Consider the following 25,876-nt stretch of genomic DNA (forward strand, 5'->3'; position numbering starts at 1 on the left):
GTCCTGGGGAGGGCCTGCAGCACATGAGTCGTCGCTCTACTGGTTCTGTCGGCGTCTGGGCTGAGATGCAACGGCAGCAACAGCGCCAGCTGGAAGCCGAAGCCAGACGGCGGAGACAGCAAGAACAGCAAGCGCGGGCCTACCAGCGGCGAGCTGCCCAGAGCCACCGGGAGTACCGACAGGCAGAGGCTCTACGGCGCACGGAAGAACTGGACGCGCAGGTTGCGTCGTTGCAGGGCCTTCTTGCCTCAGGCTGCCTGACTCCGGCCTTCCGGGCTGCCTCTCTCATGCGACCTGAGGATGTCCAGCCCTTCGCTCCAGGCCCATTGGCGCAGCCGGTGCCCATGCCGGATTTCAATCACTACCAGACGCAGAGCGGCTGGACTGCGAGTCGCAGAGCCCAGGCGCAGGCCGAAGCACGAGCGCGCTTCGAGCGTGACTGGCAGGCTGCCCAGGCCGCGGAGACGCAGCGACAGCAACAACTGGCGTCGTATCAGCGGGAGTACCAGCAATGGGTTGACGCCCAGTTGGCAGATGTACGGCGGCACAACGCCGGCATCAGCGCGTTGACCGAAGGCGTAAGGCGGCAGGACCCCGACTCCGTGATCGAGTACTTCTCCGCCGCCCTCTACGCCTCGACGGCATGGCCGGAGGGTTTCCCACGTCAGGTGGCAGCTGCCTATGACCCGGCAGCACGGCAATTGGTGCTGGATTGGGAGTTGCCCGCTTACAGCATCGTGCCGGAGGTCAAGGCCGTTCGGTACATGTCCGGGGTTGACCAGGACAAGGAGACTCCCCGCCCAGTGGGCCAGCGCCGTGCTGTGTACAGGGAGGTTCTGGCTCAGTGCATGCTGCTTGTTCTGCACGAGCTGTTCGGCGCGGATGAGCTGGGTGCGCTTGAGTCAGTGGCCTTGAACGGGTTCGTCGATGGGCATGACCCTACGACCGGCCGGCCGGGCCATATGTTCCTCGCAACCGTCATGGCCTCGCGCTCTTCATTCCGTGACTTGCACTTGGCGCAGGTCGACGCGAGTAGTTGCCTGGCTGACGCACTGCGTGGGCAGCTCTCGGCTCGACCGGACCAACTCACACCGGTGCGGCCGAGCAAACGACCGCAAGAGGTCGGGAATCGCGTTGTCGCCCACGGCGGCGATGAGGAACCGGACCTGTTCGCCATGGACCCGATCGCCTTCGAGGATCTCGTTGCCGATCTCTTCCGTGCCATGGGTATGCAGGCAGTGACCACCCAACGCTCCAACGATGGCGGCGTGGACGTCGACGCACTGGATCCGACACCGATCCGAGGCGGCAAGATCGTCGTGCAGGTGAAGCGCTACCGCAATACGGTGCCGCCCACCGCTGTGCGCGACTTGTACGGAACCGTGCAGGACGCCGGCGCCAACAAGGGTGTCCTCGTGACGACGTCGGGATTCGGCCCAGGCTCACACACCTTCGCCAACGGCAAGCCGCTGGAACTCATCTCGGGCCCCGAACTCGTAGACCTGCTGCATCGTCATGGGCTGCGTGGGCGGCTCGGTGACGGCGGTCGGCACGTCTCAACACAGCCGACGCCCTCCGTGCCGGACACTCGGCTGCCGGACGACTACAACGTCTTGGGCATGTCGTGGACCGGAAGCGTCGCCTTGGACGTGTGCGCTCTGGTCTGCCGTGGCAACCGGGTCCTCAGTGACGATCACTTCGTCTTCTTCAACAACCCTCAGACACCGGACGGCTCAGTGAGGGCCCTGCCCGCAACGGTGCCGGACAAGGCCGCGATCTGCGTCTCCTTCGAGGGGTTGCCCGACGAAGCCGACCGGTTCGTACTGGTGGCAGCCATTGACCCGGAGGTCAACCCGGACGCCGACCTCTCTGGATTCACCGACGCGTTCATCCGCCTGCTCGACCCGCAGCTGGCCGAGATGGGACGGCTTGAGGTCTCAGACGGCCGGTCACAGGAAACGGCCTTGGTACTCGGCTCCTTCCGCCGGAGGATGAACGGAGACTGGGACTTCGTGCTGGGCGGCAAGGGCTACACGGGCGGCTTGGGTGAACTCGTTCAGGATTTCGGCATCGAGGTGGAGTAGCTCGACCTGGGTCCAGAGCTGCTGCGCTCGATGAGGGTCCGTGGAACCTGACGGGCCACACACGGCTGATCACCCTGAAGACACTGGCGTGGCACCCACACCTCGGACGCTGTTGCCGACAGGTGCCGTCGCAACGAGCGGCGGTCGAAAATCGGTGGCAACCTGCACCTGGCGGACCCCACGCTGTACGCCATGAAAGCACCGCACCACCGGATCCGTGCGCTTCATACGGCATCCACTATCACCGTCTACCAGGCGTACTCCCCTGAGATCGGACTGCCCGCCATCCGCGACGGCCGCTTTCCGGCGGCGTGGAAGCCTGACCGTATGACGTGGATCAAACCCAGTTTCCTGTGGATGATGTACCGCTCCAACTGGGGCACGAGCACCGGGCAGGAGACCGTCCTTGCCGTCGAGATCACTCGCGACGGCTTCGACTGGGCACTGCGCCACGCCTGCCTGTCGAGCTACGTCCGCGGACTGCATCCCGATCGCAGCACCTGGCAGCGTGACCTCAAGCGCGCACCGGCCCGTGTGCAGTGGGATCCCGAACGCGACCTGCACCTGCGTCCCCTGTCGCACCGCTCACTGCAGCTGGGGCTCTCCGGCGAAGCATCGTCGCGTTACGCGAACGAGTGGATCGTGTCCATCAGTGACGTGACCCCGCTCGCCAACGAGATCCACGCCCTCGTCAACGGCGGTGAACTGGACTCAGCGACCCGGCTTCTCCCTCAGGAACAGGAATACCCCGCCAGCGACGAAGTACTGGCCCACGTGCGTCCCTGACCGGCAGCCCGGACACACCGGCCGGCATCACCCACAGGTCACACCGCAGCACATGCTCGCTGGTCGGGGGGCAGGCAAGGTGGCTTCCCACCACATGCCAGCAGCATGAACAGGGTCTGTGAACACGGCTTGATGATCCATGTCGTACGCTCCCGGCTCCACGTCGATGGGATGCGGCCGGTGCGGGCCACCGCTTTGCCGATCTGTGGGCGATACGCCTGGTAGACGGTGAGCGTGGACTCGGTGTGGCGGGCACGGATGCGGAACCTCGGTTCGGGTTCGGGCTCGGGCTCGGGCTGGACGGGTCGGTCGTTCAGGTCGTTCAGGTCGTTCACGGCAGCAGCCTGGCCGATCGGTCCGGCGCGGGGCCACCCGATTACGTATCGATCTCCGACCGATGCCGCACAGAGCTTGGCTGAGCAGCCGCCATGCCCAACACTCGGGCCATGACGCAGCGTGTGGAACTCGCTACCGTGCTGGACCGGCTGGCCGTCGACGGCTTGATCACCGACTACGCGGTGGCGGTCGACGACGGCGACTGGACCGCCTATCAGGAACTGTTCACGTCGGACGGGCGGGCGGACTACCGTTCGGCCGGCGGCATCGAGGGGGATGCGGGGAACGTCGCCTCATGGCTGGCCGAGAGCATGCAGGTGTTCGCGATGCGGCAGCATCTCATCGTCAACCGGCGGGTGCGGTTCGGGATCCTGGAGCAGGACACGGGCGACACGGCCCGGGTACAGGCCGACTACGTCAACCCGATGCGGTTGGCCACGAACGGTGACGGCGACGGCTCCCCGGCCGGCGCGCCCGACTTCGTCTGCGGCGGCCGGTACGCCTTCGGGCTGCTGCGGACGTACGACGGCTGGCGGGTGCGTGACGTGGTCGTACGGGAGAAGTGGCGGCGGCTGCCGGGCTGAGCCGAAACGCGCCCTGTCGTAGATCGTCCGGGGCGCGCACACTGGAGGCACCCAGCGGGCAGGGAGGCGCCTCATGGAGATCCGGGAGAGCCGGATGACGCTCGGCCACTGGCTCACCTCCCCCAGGCGGCGTTCGGCCGTCGCCGCTCTCGCGGGCGCGCTGCCCGTGCTCGCGTTCCCGGCGCCGGCGCTGTGGTGGTGGGCCTATGTCGCGCTGGTTCCCTGGATCCTGCTGGCCCGCTGCGCGCCCACGGCGAGGCGGGCGGCGTACGACGGCTGGAGCGGCGGGTTCGGCTTCATGCTGGCCATGCATCACTGGCTGCTGCCGAGCCTGCATGTGTTCACGCTCGTCCTCGCCGCGCTGCTGGGTGCGCTGTGGGCGCCGTGGGCGTGGCTGGTCCGCCGGTTCCTCGCCGACGACACCAGAGGCACCGGAGGTACCGGAAGCACCGGAGACGCCGGAAGCACCGGAGGCGCCGGAAGCACCGGAGGCGCCGGGAGCACCGGAGGCGCCGAGAGCACCGCCCCGTCCCGCGGGCGGCTGTTCGCCGCGCTTCTCGTGCTGCCCTCGGCGTGGCTGGCCGTGGAACTCGTCCGTTCCTGGCAGGGGCTCGGCGGGCCCTGGGGCATGCTCGGGGCCAGCCAGTGGCAGGTGGAGCCCGCGTTGCGGCTCGCCTCCGTCGGCGGGGTGTGGCTGCTCAGCTTCCTGGTGGTGGCGGTGAACGTCGCCGTCGCCGTCCTCGTCGCCGTTCCGGCGTCCCGGGTGCCCGCCGTCGCCGGTCTCGTCGCCACCGCCGCCACGGCCTCGGCCGCGTGGATGTGGGCGCCGCGCCCCGACGTCGACGGGCGGGCCCGGATCGCGGTGGTGCAGCCGGGTGTGATCGACGGCCCCGACCGGCGCTTCGACCGCGAGGAGCAGTTGACCCGCCGGCTGGTCGGGCAGGACGTCGATCTGGTCGTCTGGGGCGAGAGCAGCGTCGGGTACGACCTCGCCGAGCGGCCGGATCTGGCCAGGCGGATCGCGGCGTTGTCCCGGTCGACCGGCGCCGACATCCTCGTCAACGTCGACGCCCGCCGCTCCGACCGGCCCGGCATCTACAAGAGCTCGATCCTGGTCGGCCCGGACGGCCCGACCGGCGACCGGTACGACAAGATGCGGCTGGTGCCCTTCGGCGAGTACATACCGGCCCGTTCCCTGCTCGGCTGGGCGACCTCCGTCGGCAAGGCGGCCGGCGAGGACCGGCGGCGCGGCACCGACCAGGTCGTGATGAACGCCGCGCCTGGCCTGCGCATCGGGCCGATGGTGTGCTTCGAGACGGCCTTCCCCGACATGAGCCGGCACCTCGCCGAGGACGGCGTGGACCTGCTGGTCGCCCAGTCCTCGACCTCCACCTTCCAGCAGAGCTGGGCGCCCGCGCAGCACGCCTCGCTGGGCGCGCTGCGCGCCGCGGAGACCGGGCGGCCGTTCGTGCACGCCACCCTCACCGGCGTCTCCGCCGTGTACGACGCGAGCGGCCGCCGTCTCGGCTCGTGGCTGGGCACGGAGGCGAGCACGACGGCCGTCTACGACGTCCCGCTCGCCGACGGCGTCACCCCGTACGTCCGCTACGGGGACTGGCCGGTCCACCTGGCCCTGTTGGTGCTCGCGGCCCTCGGGGTCACGGAGGGGGCGCGGGCGGTCAGGCTGCGGCGGAGCGGTCCCGCACCGCTCGGATCACCCGCTCGCAGAGTTCGTGAGTCGCCAGCGCATCCCGGGCGCTGAGCACCTTTCCCGCACGTACGGCGTCGAGGAAGGCGAGGACCGCCTGCTCGATGCCGCGCTGGCGGGCCACCGGCACCCAGTCGCCGCGCCGCCGCACGGTCGGCTGCCCCTTGTGGTCGATCACTTCGGCGAGGTTGACGACCTGGCGCTTGGTGTCCTGCCCGGACACCTCCAGGATCTCCTCGTTCGAACCGCTGAGCCGGTTCATCACGCCGAGCGCGGTGAAGCCGTCTCCGGCGAGCTGGAGGACGACGTGGTGCAGCAGTCCGTCCTCGACGCGGGCGCGCACGGTCACGTCGTCGACCGGGCCGGGCACGAGGAAGCGCAGGGTGTCGACGACGTGGATGAAGTCGTCGAGGATCATCGTGCGAGGTTCCTCGGGCAGCCCGATCCGGTTCTTCTGCAGGAGGATCAGCTCGCGTGGATGGTCGGCGCACTGCGCGTAGCCGGGCGCGAGCCGCCGGTTGAAGCCGACGGCGAGGGAAGTGTTCCGCGTTTCCGCGAGCCTCACGAGCCGCTCGGAGTCGGCGAGTTCGTAGGCGAGGGGCTTGTCGACGTACGTGGGGACGCCCGCCTCCAGCAGCCGGGTGACGATCCCGGGGTGGGCGGCGGTGGGCGCGTGCACGAAGGCCGCGTCCAGTCCGACGGCGAGAAGCGCGTCGAGGTCGCGGTGGCGCTGCTCGCGGGACAGGCGCAGGGTGTCGGCGACCCGGTCGAGGGTGGCCGGGGTGCGGGTCTGCAGGTGGAGCTCGATCCCGGGCAGCGCGCCGAGCACCGGCAGATACGCCTTCTGCGCGATGTCACCGAGCCCGATGCAGCCGACCTTCACGAGCGCTCCCTCACTGCCTGCCCCGCAGGTCGCGGGCTACTCGCCTGTCACTGCCCGACTCACCTGCGCGTGCCTGTACGTACCTGTGCGTACCTGCACGGCAGCATACGGCCCCTCCTCGCCACCGCGGCAGGCCCGGCAGGCGCGGCAGCGCGCGGCAGCGCGCGGCAGCGCGCGGCAGCGGAAAATCGCTGGTGGCGGCGGGCCGGCCGGGGTGACCATGCGGGGATGACGACGCAGCGCACCGGGCCCGCCCAGAACGCCGACGAACGCACCATGTTGGAGGGGTGGCTGGACTACCACCGGCAGACCTTGGCAGCGAAGTGCGAGGGCCTCACCGACGTCCAGTTGCGCACCGCCTCGGTGCCGCCGTCCAAGCTGTCCCTGATGGGCCTGGTGCGGCACATGGCGGAGGTGGAGCGCAGTTGGTTCCGCAGGGTGCTGGTCGGGGACGGCGCGGCGCCGATCTACTACAGCGACGAGGACCCGGACGGCGAGTTCCACCTCACCGAGCAGGACACCTGGGCGCAGGCCCACGCCGCCTGGCAGGCCGAGATCGAGGTCGCCCGGCGGCACGCGGCCGGCTTCGCCCTGGACGAACTCTCGCGCGGCCGGAGCAGGTTCACCGACGAGCCGTTCAGCCTGCGCTGGATCTACACCCACATGATCGAGGAGTACGCCCGGCACAACGGCCACGCCGACCTGATCCGCGAGCGCGTCGACGGCGCGACCGGCGACTAGCACCCTCACGTCAACCCGACCGACCCCGTCCCCTCGTACGGGGTGCGAGATCACCCGTGCGGGGCAACCTTCCCTCGTCGGCCGTCGCGCGGGCGGCCGCGACCGCCAAAGTGGCGCGGGTGCATCGAACGACGACGACCACCGCGACGCTCCTGGTCACCATGGCCTTCTCGGCCCTCGCCGGGTGCGTGACGATCCAGCGTCCGCCCGCGCCCGGACCCGCCGTGGCGCCGTCCCCGCCCTCCTCGCCGTCCGTGCCGCGGCCGGAGGGGCAGCCCAGGACGCAGGTCGTGCAGGCTCCGGCCCGGGAGGCGCTGGCGCTCGTCGGACCGTCCCCGAAGCCGCGGCCCACGGTGCCGGCGCAGCGTCGGCGGCCGGCGGCCGCGCCGGGGCTGGTACCGGCGCCGGTCGCGCAGGCGCCCTCGTCCCGTTCCCGTCCGCACCACCCCCGGCCGGCCCCCATCGAGCCCCGGCGGCGCGCACGGCCGCGCGTGGAGATCCCGGACGGGGTGCAGGAGGCGCGCGGGAACACCGATGTGTGTGCGCTCGGCAGGAAGTACGGCGGCTGGCAGCGGAACAGCCCGGAAGCGGCGATCTGCGCACAGACCTACGGGCGGTGAGGCCCCTCCCCCAGCTGTAGTTCCAGCCTGCTGATCGCCGCCCGTACGCCGTCGCCGTAGCTGTCGTCGCGCAGTGCCGAGGCCGCCGTGCGGGCCCGGCGCACATGGGTGCGGGCGGCCTCGGCGCGGCCGAGTTTCACATAGTCCGCGGCCAGGTTGAGATGCAGCGACGGATAGAGCGCCCGGGCCTCGACCGACCCCTCGTGCTCCTCCGCCGCCGTCAGCGCCCGCAGGTCCCAGGCCAGCTCGTCCGAGGGGTCGTCGTGGGTGTCGGCCAGGTAGTGGGCGAGGGTGCAGCGGTGCAGGGGGTCGCCGTCCTCGCCGAGCTCCGTCCACAGGTCGAGGAGGCGGTGCCGGGCCTCCTCGCGGTCTCCCCCGTGGTGCAGCATCACGACCTGCCCGATGCGCGTCAGCAGGGCGTCCGGTGTCGTCTGCCCCTGTCGCTCCGCCACCGCGTCCTCCTTGCGTCCCGGGACGACGCCGCGTCCTCGGGACGACGCTAACGGCAGCCGAGGGCAATCCCGGTCAGGCGGCACCGGTCCGGCCCGCGGAGGGACCGGCCCGGCGGCAGCGGTCTCAGACCAGGTTCGGGATGGTCCAGTCGATCGGCTCGTGGCCCTGCTGTGCGACGGCCGCGTCGATCTGCGTGAACGGGCGGGAGCCGAAGAACTTCTTCGCCGACAGCGGGGAGGGGTGCGCGCCCTTGACCACGATGTGCCTGCTCTCGTCGATGAGCGGGAGCTTCTTCTGCGCGTAGTTGCCCCACAGCACGAACACGGCCGGGTCGGGCCGGTCGGCCACGGCGCGGATCACCGCGTCCGTGAACTTCTCCCAGCCCTTGCCCTTGTGCGAGTTCGCCTCCCCGGAGCGGACCGTGAGGACCGCGTTGAGCAGCAGGACGCCCTGCTGCGCCCACGGCATCAGGTAGCCGTTGTCCGGGATGGGCGTGCCCAGCTCCGCGTGCATCTCCTTGTAGATGTTGCGCAGGGAGGGCGGGATCTTCACCCCGGGCCGCACCGAGAAGCACAGGCCGTGCCCCTGGCCCTCGCCGTGGTACGGGTCCTGGCCGAGGACGAGCACCTTCACCCGCTCGTACGGCGTCGCGTCGAGTGCGGCGAACACCTCCTCGCGCGGAGGGTAGACGGGGCCCTTCGCCCTCTCCTCCTCGACGAACTCCGTCAGCTCCTTGAAGTAGGGCTGCTGCAGTTCGTCGCCCAGAACCCCGCGCCAGGACTCGGGCAGCATGGCGATGTCGGTCACGTCAACGTCCTTTGATGTGCGGTCGCTTCAGATGACAGAACCTACAGGCGACCACTGACAATCGACGCGGCCGACCGCTCACCAGCTGGTTTTGCGGGACAGCTCCCACACCATCATGATCGTCGACGGGTCCAGGGAGCGTTCTCCGCCCGAGACGTCCTCGGAGGAGGCGATGTACTGCTTGCCCTGCCACAGCGGCAGCAGCCGGGCGTCGTCGACGAGGATCTGCTGGGCCTCCTCGAAGTCCTTGGTCACGTTGGCGCGGTCGCTCTGCTGACGGGAGTGCGGCAGCAGCACCTGGGTGATCCGCTTGTCCGGGTACGGCGTGCCGAGGGCGTTCTGCTCGCCGACGAAGGGGGCGATGAAGTTGTCGGCGTCGGGGAAGTCGGGGGCCCAGCCGCGCCCGAACACCGGGTACTCGCCGTTCTGGTAGCCCTTGACGTAGGCGTTCCAGGGGCGGCTCTTGAGGGTGACGGAGAACAGGCCCGAGGCGTCCAGCTGGCTCTTGAGCTCCTTGAACTCCAGGCCGGTGTCGGAGCCGTAGCGGTCGGTGGTGTACCAGAGGGTCAGCGGGACGGGCGTCTTGATGTCGGCGTCGCTGAGGATCTTGCGGGCCTTCTTGGCGTCAGGGTCGCCGAAGACGTCGAAGAATGCGGTGGTGTGGCCGGTCAGGCCGGACGGGACCATGGAGTACAGCGGGTCGACGGTGTCCTTGTAGATCTTGTGGGCGATCGCAGCGCGGTCGACGACCTGGGCGACGGCCCGGCGCACGGCGAGCTTGTTCGACACCGGGTCCTTGGGGTTGAACACCAGGTAGTTGATGTTGCTGCCGGCGGCCTCGATGAGCTGCAGGCCCTCGTTGGCGGCGCCCTTGCCCTCCAGGTCGACGACGTCGTCGGCGGCGAGCCCCTGGTAGGTGATGTCGATGTCCTTGGCGCGCAGGGCCTTGACCATCTCGCCGGAGTCCTGGAAGTAGCGGATGGTCACCGCGTCGTTCTTGCGGTCGGCGAAGCCCTTGTAGTTGTCGTTGCGCACGAGGACGGCCTGCTTGCCCTCCTCGTAGGAGCGCAGCCGGTACGGCCCGGAGCCGACGATGCCGTCGTCCTTGCGCAGGGATCTCGCGGGGTAGTCGTCGGGGTCGACCAGGGACATGCCGGGGGTGGCGAGGACGAAGGGGAAGGTGGCGTCGGCCTTGTTGAGCCGGAAGATCACCTCGTGCTCACCGTTGGTCTCCACGCCGGCGAGGCTGCCCAGCAGTCCGTTGGGACCGGTGATCGCGTTGATCGTCCTGATCCGGTCGATCGAGTACTTCACGGCCTTGGCGTCCAGCTTGTCCCCGTTGGAGAACTTCAGGCCGTCGCGCAGTTCGCACTTGTAGGTGCGGTTCGAGCTGTCGGTGAACACGCAGGACTTGGCGGCGTCCGGCTGGGGATCCGTCGCCCCGTTGGGGTAGCTCAGCAGGGTCTGGTAGATGTTGCGGAACAGCTCCCAGGAGCCGTCCCAGGCGGCGGCCGGGTCCAGCGTGCTGGGCGCGCTGGTGGTGCCCACGACGATCGGCTTGGCGTCGTCGGAGCTCTCCTCCCCCAGGAGGCTGCACCCGGCCACCAGGGATATGGACACGATCGCCGCCATCTGCTGCAAGGATCGGTTCCGGTTGAACACGCGCACGCTCCTCGATCTGCCATGCCAAGGGTTGGCAGACCATACCGCAGCGAAAGATGGCGTGAACCAGCGCCTGTGGAGCGTTCTTGATCACTCTGGGTATGACGACGTTGTCATCCCCGTGCACGACGCGCACATGTCGTCTTTTACGACGACACGGGCGCCGTTCCGGTCAGGGAAACGACGCCCGTGCTCGCGTGAAGGGGGTTGGCCCTACGCCACGCCGGCGTTCAGGAAGATGCCGCCGTCGACGACGAGGGTCTGGCCGGTGATCCAGTCCGACTGCTCCGAGGTGAGGAACGCGGCGGTGCCGCCGATGTCGGAGGGCACGCCGAGCCGGGCCAGCGGGTAGGCGGCGGCCGCCTCCTCCTCGCGGCCCTCGTACAGCGCCTGGGCGAACTTGGTCTTCACCACGGCCGGGGCGATCGCGTTGACCCGCACCCGCGGCGCGAACTCGTGCGCCAGCTGCTGGGTCAGGTTGATCATCGCGGCCTTGCTGATGCCGTACGCGCCGATGAAGGGCGACGCCGAGAGCCCCGCGACGGAGGAGATGTTGACGATCGCGCCGCCGTTGTCCTTCTGCCAGGCGTGCCAGGTCTTCTGTGCGAAGCCGAGCGCGGAGACCACGTTGGTCTCGAAGACCTTGCGGGCCACGTCCAGGTCGAGATCGGCGATCGGGCCGAACACCGGGTTCGTACCGGCGTTGTTGACCAGGAAGTCGACGCGGCCGAAGGCCTCCATGGTGCGCTCGACGGCGGCGGCCTGGTGCGCCAGGTCGTGGGCCTTGCCGGCGACGCCGATGACCCGGTCGGCGCCGAGCTGTTCGACGGCCTCCTTGAGGGCGTCCTCGTTGCGGCCGGTGATGCAGACCCGGTCGCCACGGGCGACGAGGGCCTCGGCGACGCCGTAACCGATGCCGCGGCTGGCGCCCGTGACGAGGGCGACCTTGCCGGAGAGTTCCACAGTCATGATTCCCGGTTCCCTAGTCGAGCGGTCCGCCGGCCACGTACAGCACCTGGCCGGAGACGAAGCCTGCGGCCTCGTCGGTGAAGAAGGCGATCGCGTTGGCGATGTCGTCGGGCTCGCCGACGCGCGCGACGGGGATCTGGGTGGCGGCCGCGGCCTTGAACTCCTCGAAGCCCATGCCGACCCGGGCGGCGGTGGCGGCGGTCATGTCGGTGGCGATGAAGCCGGGGGCGACGGCGTTGGCGGTGATGCCGAACTTGCCGAGTTCGATGGCGAGGGTCTTGGTGAAGCCCTGCAGACCGGCCTTGGCGGCGGAGTAGTTGGCCTGGCCGCGGTTGCCGAGCGCCGAGGAGGAGGACAGGTTGACGACACGGCCGAAGCCGGCGTCGACCATGTGCTTCTGAACGGCCTTGGTCATCAGGAACGAGCCGCGCAGGTGCACGTTCAGGACCGTGTCCCAGTCCGAGGCGCTCATCTTGAACAGCAGGTTGTCGCGGAGCACGCCCGCGTTGTTGACGAGGATCGTCGGCGCGCCGAGTTCCGCGACGACGCGGGCGATCGCCGCCTCGACCTGCGCCTCGTCGGAGACGTCCGCGCCGACCGCGATCGCCCGGCCGCCCGCCGCGGTGATCTTCTCCACGGTGTCCTTGCAGGCGGCCTCGTCGAGGTCGACGACCGCGACCGCGCGGCCCTCCGCGGCCAGTCGTACGGCGGTGGCGGCTCCGATGCCGCGCGCCGCGCCCGTGACCACGGCGACCCGCTGCTCAGTGGTGGACATTGCTGGTTCTCCTCGCCCTTGAGAAAGCCTGTTGCGCCCGGGGGGTGGGCGCTCGATGCGCCCGACTGGTGAGCGACCGCTTAGTACCTTCGGCAGACGTGACGCTAGAAGCCCTGGCACCCGGTGTCAACGCCACACGTCGCCGGTGTGATCGATTACCTCACCAGCAGGTCCAGCAGCCGCTCCGTCTCGGCGGCCGGATCGGCGGTCAGCCCCGTGTGCACCGGGCCCGGCTGGACGATCGTCGAGCGTGGCGCGATCAGCCAGCGGAAGCGGCGGCCGGCGTCGTCGACCGCCGCCTGCCCGGCCGACGCGCCGCCCGCGCACACGCCCTCGACCGCCCGCAGGGCGGCCCGCACCCCGGCCACGTCCGCCTCCGGGTCCAGCGCCAGCAGCTTCGCCTCGTCGAGGTGGGTGCGGGCGCCGACGTAGTCCTGGCCGCGGCAGTAGACCAGCACCCCCGCGTTGATGCACTCGCCGCGCTCGACCCGTGGGACGACGCGCAGCAGGGCGTACTCGAAGACGTCCCGGTCGCCGCCCTGGCCCGGCCTGATGATGTGGCGCTCGGTCACTCGGTCCCCTTGATGCGGTCGTGGATGACGGCGGCGCGCGCGAGGAGCGGTGCCGCGTAGGCGCGCCGGAGCGCGTCCGGGGTGTCGAAGCCGGGTTCGCCCGTCAGCCAGACGTCGGGAATCTCGGCGGTCACCTCGGCGAGGAGGTCTGCGGTGATCTGCGGGGCCAGCTCCGCCGCCGCGGCCTGGACGTCCGGCCCGAAGGGGGCGAGCGCGTGATCGGAGGCGTCGTAGGGGCGGGCCGCGGAGGTCTCGGCGGTGGGCCAGTTGTGCTGCCAGATCATGGTGGCGCCGTGGTCGATGAGGACCAGCTCACCGCGGTGCACCAGGAGGTTGGGGTTGCGCCAGGACCGGTCGACGTTGTTCACCAGCGCGTCGAAGAAGACGATCCGGCCGGCCTCCTCGGTGCTCACCGGGAACGCGAGCGGGTCGAAGCCGAGGGCGCCGGAGAGGAAGTCCATGCCGAGGTTGGTGCCGCCGCTGGACTTCAGCAGCTCCTGGACCTGCTGGTCGGGTTCGCCGAGGCCCAGCAGGACGTCGAGCTCGACGGTCACCAGCCGGGGCACCCGGAAGCCGAGCCTGCGGGCGAGTTCGCCGCAGACGACCTCCGCGACGAGCGTCTTGCGGCCCTGGCCGGCGCCGGTGAACTTCATGACGTACATACCGAAGTCGTCGGCCTCGACGAGTCCTGGCAAGGAGCCGCCCTCACGCAGGGGGGTGACATAGCGGGTCGCGGTGACTTCCTTGAGCATCGCCCCAGGTTACTGGGCCTGCGGCGATGCACGGTCGACAGCTTGGCGACAGCTCTGGCTTACGCCGCGCTCATGCCGAACGGGTCAAGATCTCGACACTGTCCGGACTTGGCGCGGGCGCTGAACAAGCGGTGCCCGCGGCTCGTACCTCTCGGCAGATCCACGCGACCCCCCTGGAAGGGAACCCCCAGCATGACCAGCGCATCGATCAAGTCCGCGTCGGGGCCTGCCCGCCGTACCGTCGTGGCAGCCGCCGGAGCCGCGGGGCTCTCCGTCGCGCTGACCGCGTGCGGAGGCTCCGACGACGACTCGTCGAGTTCGTCGTCGTCGGCCGGCGCCTCGGGTTCCACCGGCTCCACCGCAGCCGCGAGCACCGGCGGCACGGGCGGCACGGGCGGCGGCAACGCCGGGGCCGGCGCCGCGCTCACCAAGACGGCCGACATACCCGAGGGCGGCGGCAAGGTCTTCGCGTCCGAGAAGGTGGTCGTCGTCCAGCCGACGGCGGGCACGTACAAGGCGTTCTCCGCCGTGTGCACCCACCAGGGCTGCGCGGTGAAGTCCATCTCCGACGGCGTGATCAACTGCCCCTGCCACAACAGCAACTTCTCGATCGCGGACGGCAGCGTGAAAAGCGGGCCCGCTCAGAAGCCGCTGCCCGAGGTCAAGATCAACGTCAGCGGCGACTCGATCACCCTGGCCTGACGCCCGGTCCGCTTCACAGGGTTCACCGGAGGCAGGCCAGCACCTCGTCCGTGGTCGCGACCGTGGCGACCAGGGCGAGGGTGTGGCGGATCATCGCGGGGGTGTAGTCGGCCGGCACCCCCGCGACGGCGTCCGAGGGCACCACGGCCGTGTAGCCCCGGTTGACGGCGTCGAAGACGGTGTTGGGGATCGCCACGTTGGCCGAGACCCCGGTGACGACGAGCGTGCGGCAGCCCAGGTTGCGCAGCAGGGGGTCCACGTCGGTGCCCTGGATGGGGGACAGTCCGTGCAGCCGCCGTACGACGAGATCGGCCTCGGCGACCTGGATCGGCGGCGCGACGCGGACGGCGGCGGTGCCGGTGAGCTGCTGGACGGGCAGCCGTTCGGCGGCGCGGAACAGTCGGGCGTTGCGGGCGGCGCCCCGGCCGTCGGGGCGGCGTTCGGCGATGGCGTGGATCACCTGGACGCCGCTGTCGTGGGCGGCGTCGACCAGCCGGGCGATACGGTCGAGGACGCCCGACTGCCGTGCCTCGCGGGCGAGTTCGGGAAGCGCGGCGTCCGGTCCGACGACTCCCTGCTGGCACTCCACCGTGAGCAGGACGGTGCTCGCGGGGTCGAGGAGCTCGCTGAGCACGTCGTACGAGGACACGGCTCCTCCTGAAGTCGCTGTGGGCGGGCGACACTAGTCACCGTTGCAGGGAGAAGGAAGAAGAACCATCCTTTTCTGACGCAACGTCAAATTTCAAGACAGCACAAGAAATGGGGGGCCGGATGACCGTCACTCAGCGCCGGGGCCGGAAGATCATGATGACGCCGGGCGAGCTGGACGCGTTCCTCACCGTCCACCGCACCTGCCGCGTCGCGACCGTGTCCACCGACGGCGCCCCGCACGTCAGCGCCCTGTGGTTCCTCTGGGACGGCACCGCGCTGTGGCTGTACTCGGTCGTGCGCAGCAAGCGCTGGACGGACCTGCGCCGCGATCCCCGGGTCGCGATCGTGATCGACACGGGCGAGGAGTACGACGCGTTGCGGGGCGTCGAGCTGTCCGGCGCCGTGGAGTTCGTGGGCGAGATCCCGCGCACCGGGCAGCTGTGCGCGGAACTCGACGCGGTGGAGACGCTGTTCGCGCGCAAGAACTTCGGCCTGGACGCGATGCCGCACGACGGGCGGCACGCGTGGGTGCGGCTGAAGCCGGAGAAGATCGTGTCCTGGGACTTCCGCAAGCTGGGCGGCGCGTAGGGCGGGGCACAGAACCGATCGGCCCGGCTCAACTCATGGACTCCCCCGCCGCCTTGAGCGCCTCGACCGCCGCCCGGATCGACGGGCGGCGGTCGGCGTCCGCCCGCCAGACCACGTACACATGCCGGCGCACCCGCTGCCGCAGCGAGACCGTCACGACCCCCTCGGGCATCGGGTGGCGTCCGAGCCGGGGGGCGATGCACACCCCCAACCCAGCGGCCACCAGCCCGAGTTGGGTGTGCGTCTCGGCCGCGCGATGGCCGACGATCGGTTCGATGCCCCGCGAGCGCAGGGTGAACATCAGCCACTCGTGGCAGAACTCGCCCTCGCCCCAGGTGATCCACTCGTCCTCGGCGAACTCCCCGAGGTCCACCTCGTCCCGGCCGGCGAGCGGATGCCCGGCCGGCATCGCGACCTCGGCGGGGTCGTCGAGGATGGGCGCCTTGACCAGCCCGTCCGGAATCGGCATCGGCTTGTTGTACCAGTCCAGGACGACGGCGAGGTCGAGGTCGCCGCGCACGACGCCGGCGATGCCGTGCTCCGGCTCCAGCTCGCACGAGCGCAGCCGCAGCCCCGGGTGCGCCTTGCGCAGCTCTGCGAGCGCGAGGGGAAACAGCCCGCGCGCCGCCGTCGGGAACGCGGACAGCCTCAACTCCCCCACCACCTGCCCGCGTTGAGCCTCCAGATCGGCCTGTGCGAGCTCGACCTGCGACAGGATCCGGCTCGCGTGCTCGGCGAGCAGCCGCCCCGCGTCCGTCAGCCGCACCCCCCGCCCGCGCTTGGCGAGCAGCTGCTGCCCGACCTCCCGCTCCAGCTTCGCCAGCTGCTGCGAGACGGCCGACGTGGTGATGTGCAGGCCCATGGCGGCCCCGCTGACCGATCCGTGCCGGGCGAGGGCGTCGAGGGTGCGCAGGCGCTCCAGGTTCAACATGTAAGCAATGCTACGAGGTACCGCTCGAAAATTCTCGATTGTGCTACGCGGTAAGGCTCGGCACCCTTGACCCCATGACCACCGCCACGCCCCCGGCCGACCCGCGCTCGTCCTCCCCCGAAGCCTGCGAAGTCCCCACGCCGGCGGGAGCCCCCACCCACCCCCGACGCGCCCTCGACTGGCGCCTGCGTTTCGGCGCGCTGTCGCTGATCTGGGGTTTCAGCTTCCTGCTGATCAAGGTGGGCACCGAGGGTTACGCCCCCTTCCAGGTCACCCTGGGCCGGCTGCTGTTCGGTACGACGGTGCTGGCGGCCGCGATGGCGGTCAAGCGGGATCGGCTCCCGCGCGACGCGCGCACCTGGGCGCATCTGACCGTGTCCGCGTTCCTCCTCAACGCCCTGCCCTTCTCCCTGTTCGCCTACGCGGAGCTGACGATCCCGTCCACCCTCGCCGGCATCTGCAACGCGACCTCACCGCTGTGGGGCATGGCCCTGTCCCTGGTGGCCCTGTCGGAGGACCGGCCGACCCGGCTGCGCGTCGCGGGCCTGGGCCTCGGCTTCCTCGGCGTCCTCACGGTGCTGGGCGCCTGGCAGGGCTTCCACGGCCTGGACGCGCGGGGCACGACCCTGGCCCTGCTGGCCTCGCTCAGCTACCCGATCGGCTGGATCTACCTCCGCCGCACCCTGGCGCACACCGGCTCCTCGGCCCTGTCGATGACCGGCGCGCAACTGTTCCTGGCCACCCTCCAACTGGCCGTGGTCACCCCGCTGTTCACCACCTTCCCGACCCGCTTCCCCGTCGTCCCCCTGCTCGCGACGGCCGCCCTGGGCGCGCTCGGCACGGGCCTCGCCCTCCTGGTCCAGTACGGCCTGGTCGCGGAGGTCGGCCCGACGACGGCCCAGATGGTCACGTACTTCATCCCGGTCATAGCGACGGCGGCGGGAGTCGCCCTGCTGGGCGAACACCTGAGCTGGTCGACCCCGGTGGGAGCGGCCATAGTCCTGGCAGGAGCGGCGCTGACCCAGGCGAGGGGCACGTCGTGAGCACGGGCGAGGTGTCTCACCCGGCGTAGTTCCGCAACGGCGACGACCCGACCGCCGAGGCGATCGCCTCCGCCAGCACCTCGGTCTCCTGCTGCGTCAGCGTCGACACCGTGATCCGGATCCCCGGTGGAGACGCGATCCGGAACCGCGCCCCGGGCGCGACCGCCCAGCCCGCGTGCAGCAACCGGGCGACGGCCCCCGTCTCGTCCGGCACGGGAACCCACACGTTCATCCCACTGCGCCCCCGCGCCTCGACCCCCCGCCGAGCCAGGGCGGCGATCAGTGCGTCACGTCGGCTGCCGTACGCCGCCGCCACCGCCCGCGCGTCGACCGCGCCGTCGGCCGTCAGCCGCAGCACCGCCCGCTGGATGATCCGGCTGACCCAGCCGGGTCCCAGCCGCTGCCGCCCACGGACCCGGTCGAGCGTGACGTCGTCCCCGGTGAGGACGGCGAACCGCAGGTCGGGCCCGTACGCCTTGGCGGCCGAGCGCACGAAGGCCCAGTGCCGGGTGACGCCCGCCAGGGGGTGCAGGGGGAGGTCGACGATCCGATGCCCGTGATCGTCTTCGACGAGCAGCGTTGCCGGGTGTGCCCGCAGCACGGAGCGCAGGGCACGCGCGCGTGCGGCGCTCACCGCCGCGCCGGTCGGGTTCTGCGCCCGGTCGGTGACGATCAGGGCGCGCGCCCCGGCCTCCAGGGCCCGGCGCACGTCGTCGGGCAGCGGTCCCTCGTCGTCGAGGCCGACCGGCACGGTGCGCAGCCCGAGCGCCGGCACGAGGTCGAGCAGCGAGCCCCACCCGGGATCCTCGACGGCCACGGTGTCGCCCGGCCTGAGATGTGCGGCGAGGACGCGCTCGATCGCGTCCAGGGAGCCGGAGGCGACGGCCACGGGGCCGGCCGGCACGCCGTCCGCGTCCAGCTCGGCCCGTGCCAGGCGGGCGAGCTCGGGTTCCACCGGCGCGTGCCCGTACAGAACCGGCTCCCGGTCGCCCTGCGCGGCGGCCCATGCGAACGCCGGCGCCAGCGGTGGCAGCAGAGCCGTGTCCGGATTGCCGGCCGCGGCGTCCCGCACGCCCTCCGGCACCTCCACCCGGATGACCTCACGCCCGGTCGTGGCGGGCTTGGCCCGCACCCGGCTGCCCCGGCGGCCGTCGGTCTCGATCACCCCGCGCTCACGCAGGGTGCGATAGGCGGCCGCGACGGTGTTCGGGTTCACCTCCAGCGCTGCCGCCAACTCCCGCATGGGGGGCAGCAGTTGCCCCGGACTCAGTTCACCCGCACCCACCGCCGCCTCGATGCTCGCGGAAATGTCTGCTGCGCGCCGACCTTTGATCGGATACTCTCCTAGCACAAAGCCAATTATGCACTAGTGCAATGGAGAGCGCCATGCAGGGGTCCCCGGAGACGACGACACAGGCCGCCGCCTACCTTCCGACCGACCGCACGATCCCCACACGGAGCGCGGAGCGGGCCTCGTACGACAAGGATCTGGTGCACGCGATACTCGACGAGGGCTACGTCTGCCACCTCGGCTTCGTCCGCGACGGCAGGCCGGTCGTGCTGCCGACGCTGTACGGCCGGGTCGGCGAGACGCTCTATGTGCACGGCTCGACGGGCTCGCGTCCGCTGCGGATGACGGGACAGGCGGACCCGGGGCTGGCCGTGTGTCTGACGGTCACGCATGTCGACGGTCTGGTGCTGGCCCGCTCGGCCTTCCACCACTCGATCAACTACCGCTCGGTCGTGGTGCACGGCATCGCCCATGACGTCACGGACCCGCAGGAGAAGCTGACGGCGCTCGACGCCCTCGTCGACCACGTCGTCCCGGGCCGGGCAGCCGACTCACGCCCCGCCAACAAGAAGGAACTGGCGGCGACCGCGGTGATCCGCCTCGACCTGAACGAGGTCTCGGCCAAGGCCCGCACGGGCGGCGTGAACGACGAGCCGGAGGACCTCGCCCTCCCCCACTGGGCCGGCGTGCTCCCGCTGCACAAGGGCTACGGCACGCCCCTTGCGGACGCCGGCCTCGCACCCGGAACCGAACTCCCCGGCTACCTCGCGGCGTTGTGATGCTCATCCATCCATGGGACGCGCCTCGCGAGGACGCCGAGTGGCAACAGTGGCTGTCCGCCCGTGACTTCGGCCAGCTCGCCGTCAACGGGCTGCCGGGGGAGCCCCCCTTCGTCCAGCCCCTGCACTTCGCCTACGACCCCGACGCGGGCGACGCCGTCACCCACCTGGCCCGGCCCAACCCCCTGTGGTCCGCCCTGCAGGCGAACCCTGAGGTGACACTGAGCGTCGTCGACGATCATGTCTTCGTCCCCGGCCCGTGGCAGGCGCCGCCGGGCGCCCCCACCGAGCACGGCACCCCCACGAGCTTCTACACGGCCGTCCAACTCCGCTGTACGGCGCACATCGTGGACGAGCCGGCCGCCAAGGCCGACCTGCTGCAACGCCAGTTGGGCCACTTCCAGCCGGAAGGCGGCTCGGCCCGGCCCACGGTCGGCGAGGAGCCGTACGGCCGCATGCTCTCCGGCATCCGAGGCATCCGGCTCGAAGTGACCGCCGTACGAGCGAAGTTCAAGTACGCGGCCCACCGGCCGCCCGAAACCCAGGACCGCATCGCCACGGGCCTGGCCGCCCGCGGCGGACCGGGAGACGCGGCGGCCCTCGCCCACCTCCTGCGCCGCCGCCGGACATGACGGCGCGGGGGCCTGGCGGTTGCCGTGAGCACCGCGCACCCCGCGCCGCTGCGGCGGCCAGGCACGTCGGCGGGCAGCCGGCCCGGAGGGGTTCCGTCAGGCCTGCGCCGGACCGGCGGCCCGTGTCTCCGCGAGGGCCAGGCCGGCGACCGAGGCCAGCATCAGCAACGTGCCGGTGAGTGTCGTGGCAGTGAGGCGTTCGCCGAGAAGGCCGACGGCCAGCACCGCCGCGCTCACCGGTTCGAGGAGCATGATCACGGAGACGGTCGCGGACCGTACGACGGCCGCGCCCGCGAAGTAGAGGGCGTAGGCGAGAGCCGTGGGCACCGCCGCGATGTAGGCCAGCAGCGCCAGCACCCGAAGGGGTTCGGCGCTGTGCGGCACCAGCCCCTCGACCAGGGCGAACGGCAGCAGACACAGGGCGGTGACGGCGAACGCCCCCACGGTGGTGGCGGAGGCGTCCGCGTCGCCGTCACGGCCCCAGCGCCGGGTGAGCAGGGTCATCGCGCTGTACCCGGCCGCCGACAGCAGTGCGAGCAGCACGCCTCGGGGATGGACGGCCGAGCCACCGCTGCCGGCGAACAGCACCCCCAGTCCGGCGAGCGCCCCGGCGACGGCGAGCACTCCGCCGCGGCCGAGCCGCTCCCCCAGGGTCAGCCGGGCGCCGAGCGCGATGAGGACGGGCCCCGCACCGAGGGTGACGACCGTCGCCACGGCCAGTCCGGTGTCGGACACGGCCGCGAAGTACGCCGTCTGGAAGAGCGCGAGGCCCAGGCCCGTGACCGTGGTCCGCCGTGCCCTGCGGCGCAGCGGCCCGGGTGCCGGCACGGGCGCCGTGGTGGTCGCGGCGCGCGGGCGCAGCAGGGGTCGGGCGGCCAGCAGCACGACCAGCCCGGCCGCGCAGCGCCAGAACGACAGGGCGACGGCGCCCAGGTCGCTGGTCCGGTAGACCAGCGAGGCGGCGGCGCCGGCCGTACCCCAGGCGGCGCCCGCGACGATCAAGTAGAGCAGGGCCCGCCGAACGGGCAGGGAGACAGAAGCAGAGCCTGAAAGGCCGGAAAGGGGGGACACGCGTTCTCTCCGCACAGAAGGTCGGGAAGGGACCGCCGCATGGGCAGCGGTCCTCGGACTTCTTCTGCGGGCAGCACCGTCCCGCCCGGCAACAGGTGCCGGGCGTGCTCAGGAGGGCCCGCCTCAGGCGGCCGGAGGCGGAAGAACGAGTGCGTTCGAAGGCATGATCGGCACCCTAGGCGGCCGTGCCGCGGGCCGACAACTCCCTTTCGGGCCCGCCGGCGGCCACCGGCTCCGGGGAGCCCTTGGCGGGAGCGGACGACTGTGCGATGAACGCGCCGAGCAGGACCACCGCGCCCCCGACGATCTGCGGTGCCGAGAGATGCTCGCCGAGCAGCACCCACGCGAGGACGGTCGCGATGACGGCCTCCAGACAGGCCACCACGCCCGCCACCTGCGGGGAGAGCCGACGCACGGCGAGCACGCCGGTGACGTACGCGACGACCGTCGCGATCAGCACGATCCAGGCGAGCAGCAGCCAGGCGGGGACGTCGGCGCCGTTCATGCCCGCGGTGTGCGCGAGCACGCCCCAGTCCATGCCCCACGGGCGGGCGACGACACTCAGCACGACGGCGCCCACGAGGAGGCCGTACGCGATGACGCCGAGGGGGTCGGGGGCGTCGTCGCCCGAATCGCTGCCCTGGTCGGACAGGACGAAGTAGCCGACCTGGCAGCAGGCCGCGGCCAGCGCGAGCAGCAGTCCCACGGCGTCGAAGCTCAGCCCCGACCAGACCTCGACGACACACGCCAGCCCGCCCACCGCGAGGACCACCCCGAGCGCGGCGGCACGCGTCACCGGCCGCCGCTGCACGAACCGCACCCAGCCCAGCACGAGGGCGGGCGCGAAGTACTCGACGAGCAGCGCGACGCCGACCGGGATCCGGGATATCGAGGCGAAGTAGAACGCCTGCACTCCGGCCACGCCGAGCAGGCCGAACCCGGCGAGCAGCGCGGGCCGGGTGCGCAGCAGCGTGCGATGGCGCACGGCGAGCGGCAGCATCACCAGGGCCGCGCCGGTCACCCGCAGCCACACCACGTGCAGCGGGTCCAGGCCCGCCTCGATCAGCGGCTTGGCCGCGACCCCGGATCCGCCGAAGGCGATGGCCGACCCGACCGCCAGACCGAGCCCGAGGCCCTTCCCGCGGTTGCCCTGACTGCTCACAGACGTATGCACCGCCACATGATGACAGGCGACGACATGAGCGTCACCCCCGTTGACACCTGTCTCATCGGCTGGACGGGCCGGACCCCCGGACCGGGAGGGCGGGGCCCTGAGCGGGCAGGCGGGCGGATCGGGCGGGCGGGCGTCGTGCAGCCGGCGTCGTACAGGCGGCGTCGTACAGGCGGGCGGTCGTGCGGGGAGAACGGAAGTCCGCTCAGTAGGCGGGTCCGCCGCCCCCGGCATACGCCTCGTGGCCGTCCAGGCCGTCCTCCTCGTGCTCCGCCAGGCCGTCCTCGATCCGTGCGCGCAGCTCGTACACGTCGACGCCGGCATGGGTGAGGACCTCGACGGCCCGCGCCTGCGGATCCGCGACGATCGCCGCGAGCAGGTCGACGCCCCGGGCCGGCGCGCCGTCACGCCGGTCGGCCCGCGCGCACGCGTGCTCCAGCGCGGCCGCGGCCAGCGGAGAGAAGCCCTCGACGACGGTCACGACGGGCAGCGCCCCGGAGTCCTCGACACCGCTCTGCCAGCGCAGGCCGTAGCCGATGCTGCGCTGTACGAGGTAGCCGAGCAGCCGGGCGAGCTGGGGTCCGCCGCCGAAGGCCGCGCGGGTCCGGGGGTCGTGCTCCAGGAGCGAGTGCAGGACGTGGGCGGTGTCGATCTGCCGGTCCCCGTCCCGGACCGCCCGTCTGCGGGCGGCGGCGAGCGCCGCCGCGGGCTCGGCGCCGAACCGGGGATCGTCGTCCATGGCGTGGGCCGCCTGTTCGCGGGGCGACTGCCGGGGAATGCGGGGTTGCACATCCCTACCCCATCAGCCCCGGCAGGGCGCCGTCATCCCCGGAAGGAAGCATCTTCGGGTCCCACGCAGAGCGGAGCAGGGACGGCGGAATCTCCTCCCTACGGATGAGATCGGGCCGTTTCGCCTTCAGGGGCGCGCGCCGCCTTGCCGCCCGCCTCACGCGACCGCCGAGTACAGGGTCTACGCTCCGGAGGACGCACTGCCCGCCGACCTGTCCCGGCAGGCGTGGCCCTGCCATGACGAGGGGCCCTTCCCGCGCGTGTGGGACGTGTTCGACACGGCGGTGATACGCCGGGCGGGGTGAGCTCCACGCTTTCTGACGGTTCGTCAGTATTGAATGTTCGAGGCGGTGGAGCTACGTTCCGCGACACCGCAGCCCGAGTTGGCCGATACAGAGTCCGATACGCGGTCCGACACAGAGTCCGATACGAAGAGGTGGTCGCATGGCCGAAGTCAGCGCGGAGGCACGCATCCAGGCGCCGGCCGAGAAGGTGTGGGCCCAGCTCACCGACTGGCCGACGTACGGGGAGTGGAACGCGACCCACACCAACTTCCCCGGGGGCGGCCCCGAGACCCTCGAGGTGGGCGCCACCTTCCAGGAGAACATGAAGCTGATGGGCTTCCCCGCGGAGGTCGAGTGGACGGTCGCGGAGCTGGAACCGGCCCGGGTGCTGGTCATCCGCGGCAAGGGCCCCATGGCGGTGTCCGTCGCCACGCGCTACACCCTCACTCCCGACGGCGACGCCACGAAGGTCCGCATCGACGGCGAGTTCACCGGCGCGGCCGTGTCGCTGATGGCGGGCAAGCTGAAGGACTCGGGGACGGCCGCGCTGAACGAGTCGCTACGCAAACTGGACGGCCTGGTCGCCTGACCACGGGCCGCACCCCGCGCACCCGGCACGCGAAGGCGCCCCGCGGACAACTCCACGGGGCGCTCGTCCGTCGCCGCACGACGGCGGTCAGTCCTCGTCGGCGAGGATGAGGTACAGCTTCTTGCGGGCGTCGTTGATGACCGCGAGCGCCTTCTCACGCTGTTCCTTGCTGCCGGTCTTCCAGACCTGCCCGAAGGCCTCCATCAGACCGAAGCCGGCCTGGCGGATCTCACCGAGGGCCTCCCAGTCGACCCCGCGCGTGGCCTCCTCCCAGGGAGCCTCCGGGCCCTCCTCGGACGCCGTGCGGCCCTCTTCGGTGAGCGAGAACAGCTTCTTGCCGCCTTCGCTCTCGCTGGTGATCAGACCCTCGTCCTCCAGGAGCTGCAGGGTCGGGTAGACCGAGCCCGGACTGGGCTTCCACGCCCCGCCGCTGCGCTCGGCGATCTCCTGGATCATCTCGTAACCGTGCATGGGCCGGTCCTTGAGCAGGGCCAGGATCGAGGCCCGTACGTCACCGCGCCGCGCCCTCCCCCTGGGCCCCCCGCGCCCTCGCCCGCCCCAGGGGCCGGGACCGAAGCCGCCGAAACCGGGACCGCCGGGCCCGCCGGGACCGAACCCCGGACCACCCGGGCCGAAGGGCCCGAAGGCCGCACGCCGTCCCTCGCCGCGCCGCCGGTGTCCACCGTCGAATCCGTGGTCGCGCATGGCCATCACTCCGTTTCTGCCATCTCTGTTCATTCCATCGCTGATCTGTCGCGATGCGTCAACGATATATCGGAACAGTTCGCTTGGCAAGGCTCTGCCCCTTAGAGTGCGGCCATGGCATCGGACGGCACTTCGCACACCGCCTCGAACGGTTACCTCTCTCAACTCTTCTCGCTGGACGGCCGGGTCGCCCTCGTGACCGGCGGCAGTTCCGGCATCGGCCGGGCCGTCGCCGGGGCCCTCGCCCGGGCGGGCGCGAGCGTGGTGGTTGTGGCACGCAAGGAGGCGGAACTCGCCGCCACGGTCGACGAGCTCACGGCGGACGGCTGCCGGGCGGCCTGGGTGAGCGCCGACCTGAGCACCCGCGACGGGGTGCGCGCGGCGGCGGAGCGGGCGGTCGAGGCGTTCGGTGAGCCCGACATCCTCGTCAACAGCGCCGGCATCAACCTGCGGCCGCCGATGGGCGAGCTGGACGAGGAGGTGTGGGACGCCACCATGGCGGTGAACCTGGAGGCGCCCTACCTGCTGGGCCGACGCTTCGGACCCGGCATGGCCGAGCGGGGCTTCGGACGGATCATCCACATCAGCTCCCAGCAGGCGCACCGGGCGTTCGTCCAGAGCGGCGCCTACGGGGTCTCCAAGGGGGCGCTGGAGTCGCTGGCCCGCTCACAGGCCGAAGCGTGGTCGCCGTACGGCGTCACCTGCAACACCCTGGTGCCCGGCTTCGTCATGACGCCGCTCAACGCACGGTTGTCGTCCGACCCGGAGCGGGTGGCGGCGCTCGCCGCGCGCACGATGGCCGGGCGCAACGGCCTGGCCGAGGACTTCGCCGGAGCCGCCGTCTTCCTGGCCGGCCGCGGCTCCGGCTACGTCACCGGGCAGGCGATCTTCGTCGACGGCGGGTTCTCGGTGCACTGA

General features: G+C 71.3%; 29 protein-coding genes. 13 read left to right on the top strand and 16 right to left on the bottom strand.

Annotated elements, in window-relative coordinates:
• Positions 1–23 precede the first annotated feature (23 nt).
• Both ACZ5SK_RS35720 and ACZ5SK_RS35725 read left to right on the top strand, forming a co-directional pair.
• Positions 24–2,084 (top strand): restriction endonuclease, encoded by a 2,061-nt coding sequence (locus ACZ5SK_RS35720; RefSeq protein WP_334583101.1) that lies wholly within the window; start codon positions 24–26, stop codon positions 2,082–2,084.
• A 192-nt stretch (positions 2,085–2,276) separates the two neighbouring features.
• On the top strand, positions 2,277–2,870 hold the full coding sequence (locus tag ACZ5SK_RS35725; RefSeq protein WP_334583102.1) for a DUF4291 domain-containing protein: 594 nt from the start codon (positions 2,277–2,279) through the stop codon (positions 2,868–2,870).
• A gap of 38 nt (positions 2,871–2,908) precedes the next feature.
• On the opposite strand, the gene ACZ5SK_RS35730 is transcribed toward ACZ5SK_RS35725, so the two are convergent.
• Positions 2,909–3,205, bottom strand: coding sequence for a DUF4291 family protein (locus tag ACZ5SK_RS35730; protein WP_334583103.1), 297 nt, complete (start codon positions 3,203–3,205; stop codon positions 2,909–2,911).
• Between the two features lie 111 nt (positions 3,206–3,316).
• Between ACZ5SK_RS35730 and ACZ5SK_RS35735 the strand changes: the two genes are divergently transcribed.
• Complete coding sequence (locus tag ACZ5SK_RS35735) at positions 3,317–3,790, top strand: nuclear transport factor 2 family protein (RefSeq protein ID WP_334583104.1); 474 nt, start codon at positions 3,317–3,319, stop codon at positions 3,788–3,790.
• 73 nt (positions 3,791–3,863) lie between these two features.
• On the top strand, positions 3,864–5,552 hold the full coding sequence (gene lnt, locus ACZ5SK_RS35740) for an apolipoprotein N-acyltransferase (protein ID WP_457495509.1): 1,689 nt from the start codon (positions 3,864–3,866) through the stop codon (positions 5,550–5,552).
• Here the strand turns inward: lnt and ACZ5SK_RS35745 are convergent.
• Positions 5,470–6,381 carry a Gfo/Idh/MocA family protein gene (locus ACZ5SK_RS35745; protein WP_334583105.1) on the bottom strand — a complete coding sequence of 304 codons (912 nt, stop codon included), beginning with the start codon at positions 6,379–6,381 and terminating at the stop codon, positions 5,470–5,472. The genes lnt and ACZ5SK_RS35745 overlap by 83 nt on opposite strands.
• A 228-nt stretch (positions 6,382–6,609) precedes the next feature.
• Here ACZ5SK_RS35745 and ACZ5SK_RS35750 point away from each other — a divergent pair, with 228 nt between their 5' ends.
• Both ACZ5SK_RS35750 and ACZ5SK_RS35755 read left to right on the top strand, forming a co-directional pair.
• Positions 6,610–7,122 (top strand): DinB family protein, encoded by a 513-nt coding sequence (locus ACZ5SK_RS35750; RefSeq protein ID WP_334583106.1) that lies wholly within the window; start codon positions 6,610–6,612, stop codon positions 7,120–7,122.
• A 119-nt stretch (positions 7,123–7,241) separates the two neighbouring features.
• Positions 7,242–7,742 (top strand): hypothetical protein, encoded by a 501-nt coding sequence (locus ACZ5SK_RS35755; RefSeq protein WP_334583107.1) that lies wholly within the window; start codon positions 7,242–7,244, stop codon positions 7,740–7,742.
• Here ACZ5SK_RS35755 and ACZ5SK_RS35760 read toward each other — a convergent pair.
• From ACZ5SK_RS35760 to ACZ5SK_RS35790, 7 genes are all read right to left on the bottom strand, one after another.
• The gene (locus ACZ5SK_RS35760) at positions 7,730–8,194 is read right to left on the bottom strand and encodes a hypothetical protein (protein ID WP_334583108.1); all 465 of its coding nucleotides are present in this window, start codon (positions 8,192–8,194) and stop codon (positions 7,730–7,732) included. The two genes, ACZ5SK_RS35755 and ACZ5SK_RS35760, sit on opposite strands and share 13 nt — an antisense overlap.
• Before the next feature lie 124 nt (positions 8,195–8,318).
• Positions 8,319–9,002: a uracil-DNA glycosylase gene (gene ung / locus ACZ5SK_RS35765; protein WP_079663658.1), complete on the bottom strand. Its 684-nt coding sequence runs from the start codon at positions 9,000–9,002 to the stop codon at positions 8,319–8,321.
• Positions 9,003–9,080: 78 nt separating this feature from the next.
• The gene (locus ACZ5SK_RS35770) at positions 9,081–10,670 is read right to left on the bottom strand and encodes an ABC transporter substrate-binding protein (protein WP_334583109.1); all 1,590 of its coding nucleotides are present in this window, start codon (positions 10,668–10,670) and stop codon (positions 9,081–9,083) included.
• Positions 10,671–10,877: 207 nt separating this feature from the next.
• Positions 10,878–11,633, bottom strand: a complete 756-nt coding sequence (locus tag ACZ5SK_RS35775) for an SDR family oxidoreductase (protein WP_334583110.1) — start codon at positions 11,631–11,633, stop codon at positions 10,878–10,880.
• 13 nt (positions 11,634–11,646) lie between these two features.
• Positions 11,647–12,408 carry a 3-oxoacyl-ACP reductase FabG gene (gene fabG, locus ACZ5SK_RS35780; protein WP_334583111.1) on the bottom strand — a complete coding sequence of 254 codons (762 nt, stop codon included), beginning with the start codon at positions 12,406–12,408 and terminating at the stop codon, positions 11,647–11,649.
• A 155-nt stretch (positions 12,409–12,563) separates the two neighbouring features.
• The gene (locus ACZ5SK_RS35785) at positions 12,564–12,980 is read right to left on the bottom strand and encodes a DUF3037 domain-containing protein (protein ID WP_334583112.1); all 417 of its coding nucleotides are present in this window, start codon (positions 12,978–12,980) and stop codon (positions 12,564–12,566) included.
• Entirely contained in the window at positions 12,977–13,732 is a 756-nt protein-coding gene (locus ACZ5SK_RS35790; protein ID WP_334583113.1) for a HipA family kinase, read from the bottom strand. The genes ACZ5SK_RS35785 and ACZ5SK_RS35790 overlap by 4 nt, the downstream gene beginning before the upstream one ends.
• A 192-nt stretch (positions 13,733–13,924) precedes the next feature.
• Here ACZ5SK_RS35790 and ACZ5SK_RS35795 point away from each other — a divergent pair, with 192 nt between their 5' ends.
• Positions 13,925–14,434 carry a Rieske (2Fe-2S) protein gene (locus ACZ5SK_RS35795; RefSeq protein ID WP_468158704.1) on the top strand — a complete coding sequence of 170 codons (510 nt, stop codon included), beginning with the start codon at positions 13,925–13,927 and terminating at the stop codon, positions 14,432–14,434.
• A gap of 22 nt (positions 14,435–14,456) precedes the next feature.
• Here ACZ5SK_RS35795 and ACZ5SK_RS35800 read toward each other — a convergent pair whose 3' ends face one another.
• Positions 14,457–15,083 (bottom strand): cysteine hydrolase family protein, encoded by a 627-nt coding sequence (locus ACZ5SK_RS35800; RefSeq protein WP_334583115.1) that lies wholly within the window; start codon positions 15,081–15,083, stop codon positions 14,457–14,459.
• A gap of 122 nt (positions 15,084–15,205) precedes the next feature.
• Between ACZ5SK_RS35800 and ACZ5SK_RS35805 the strand changes: the two genes are divergently transcribed.
• A complete protein-coding gene (locus ACZ5SK_RS35805) occupies positions 15,206–15,673 on the top strand; it encodes a pyridoxamine 5'-phosphate oxidase family protein (RefSeq protein WP_319672631.1) in 468 nt (155 codons plus the stop codon).
• A gap of 28 nt (positions 15,674–15,701) precedes the next feature.
• Here the strand turns inward: ACZ5SK_RS35805 and ACZ5SK_RS35810 are convergent, their stop codons facing one another.
• Positions 15,702–16,604, bottom strand: a complete 903-nt coding sequence (locus ACZ5SK_RS35810; RefSeq protein ID WP_334583116.1) for a LysR family transcriptional regulator — start codon at positions 16,602–16,604, stop codon at positions 15,702–15,704.
• Positions 16,605–16,678: 74 nt separating this feature from the next.
• Between ACZ5SK_RS35810 and ACZ5SK_RS35815 the strand changes: the two genes are divergently transcribed.
• Positions 16,679–17,647, top strand: a complete 969-nt coding sequence (locus tag ACZ5SK_RS35815) for a DMT family transporter (RefSeq protein ID WP_334583117.1) — start codon at positions 16,679–16,681, stop codon at positions 17,645–17,647.
• Positions 17,648–17,663: 16 nt separating this feature from the next.
• On the opposite strand, the gene ACZ5SK_RS35820 is transcribed toward ACZ5SK_RS35815, so the two are convergent.
• Positions 17,664–18,998 (bottom strand): aminotransferase class I/II-fold pyridoxal phosphate-dependent enzyme, encoded by a 1,335-nt coding sequence (locus ACZ5SK_RS35820; RefSeq protein ID WP_334583118.1) that lies wholly within the window; start codon positions 18,996–18,998, stop codon positions 17,664–17,666.
• A gap of 35 nt (positions 18,999–19,033) precedes the next feature.
• On the opposite strand from ACZ5SK_RS35820, the gene ACZ5SK_RS35825 reads away from it, so the two are divergent.
• Both ACZ5SK_RS35825 and ACZ5SK_RS35830 read left to right on the top strand, forming a co-directional pair.
• On the top strand, positions 19,034–19,717 hold the full coding sequence (locus ACZ5SK_RS35825; RefSeq protein WP_334583119.1) for a pyridoxamine 5'-phosphate oxidase family protein: 684 nt from the start codon (positions 19,034–19,036) through the stop codon (positions 19,715–19,717).
• Positions 19,717–20,349 carry an FMN-binding negative transcriptional regulator gene (locus ACZ5SK_RS35830; protein ID WP_334583120.1) on the top strand — a complete coding sequence of 211 codons (633 nt, stop codon included), beginning with the start codon at positions 19,717–19,719 and terminating at the stop codon, positions 20,347–20,349. The genes ACZ5SK_RS35825 and ACZ5SK_RS35830 overlap by 1 nt, the downstream gene beginning before the upstream one ends.
• Before the next feature lie 96 nt (positions 20,350–20,445).
• Here the strand turns inward: ACZ5SK_RS35830 and ACZ5SK_RS35835 are convergent, their stop codons facing one another.
• The 3 genes from ACZ5SK_RS35835 to ACZ5SK_RS35845 all read right to left on the bottom strand — a co-directional run bounded on the left by ACZ5SK_RS35835 (position 20,446) and on the right by ACZ5SK_RS35845 (position 23,330).
• Positions 20,446–21,420, bottom strand: a complete 975-nt coding sequence (locus ACZ5SK_RS35835) for a DMT family transporter (protein WP_334583121.1) — start codon at positions 21,418–21,420, stop codon at positions 20,446–20,448.
• Between the two features lie 175 nt (positions 21,421–21,595).
• Entirely contained in the window at positions 21,596–22,600 is a 1,005-nt protein-coding gene (locus tag ACZ5SK_RS35840; protein WP_334583122.1) for an EamA family transporter, read from the bottom strand.
• 196 nt (positions 22,601–22,796) lie between these two features.
• The gene (locus tag ACZ5SK_RS35845; RefSeq protein ID WP_334583123.1) at positions 22,797–23,330 is read right to left on the bottom strand and encodes a Clp protease N-terminal domain-containing protein; all 534 of its coding nucleotides are present in this window, start codon (positions 23,328–23,330) and stop codon (positions 22,797–22,799) included.
• Positions 23,331–23,824: 494 nt separating this feature from the next.
• On the opposite strand from ACZ5SK_RS35845, the gene ACZ5SK_RS35850 reads away from it, so the two are divergent.
• On the top strand, positions 23,825–24,253 hold the full coding sequence (locus ACZ5SK_RS35850; RefSeq protein WP_079663640.1) for a type II toxin-antitoxin system Rv0910 family toxin: 429 nt from the start codon (positions 23,825–23,827) through the stop codon (positions 24,251–24,253).
• An 87-nt stretch (positions 24,254–24,340) separates the two neighbouring features.
• On the opposite strand, the gene ACZ5SK_RS35855 is transcribed toward ACZ5SK_RS35850, so the two are convergent.
• Entirely contained in the window at positions 24,341–24,958 is a 618-nt protein-coding gene (locus ACZ5SK_RS35855) for a PadR family transcriptional regulator (protein ID WP_334583124.1), read from the bottom strand.
• Positions 24,959–25,072: 114 nt separating this feature from the next.
• Between ACZ5SK_RS35855 and ACZ5SK_RS35860 the strand changes: the two genes are divergently transcribed.
• A complete protein-coding gene (locus ACZ5SK_RS35860) occupies positions 25,073–25,876 on the top strand; it encodes an SDR family NAD(P)-dependent oxidoreductase (RefSeq protein ID WP_334583125.1) in 804 nt (267 codons plus the stop codon).

Source organism: Streptomyces sp. NPDC031474 (genome assembly GCF_055581185.1).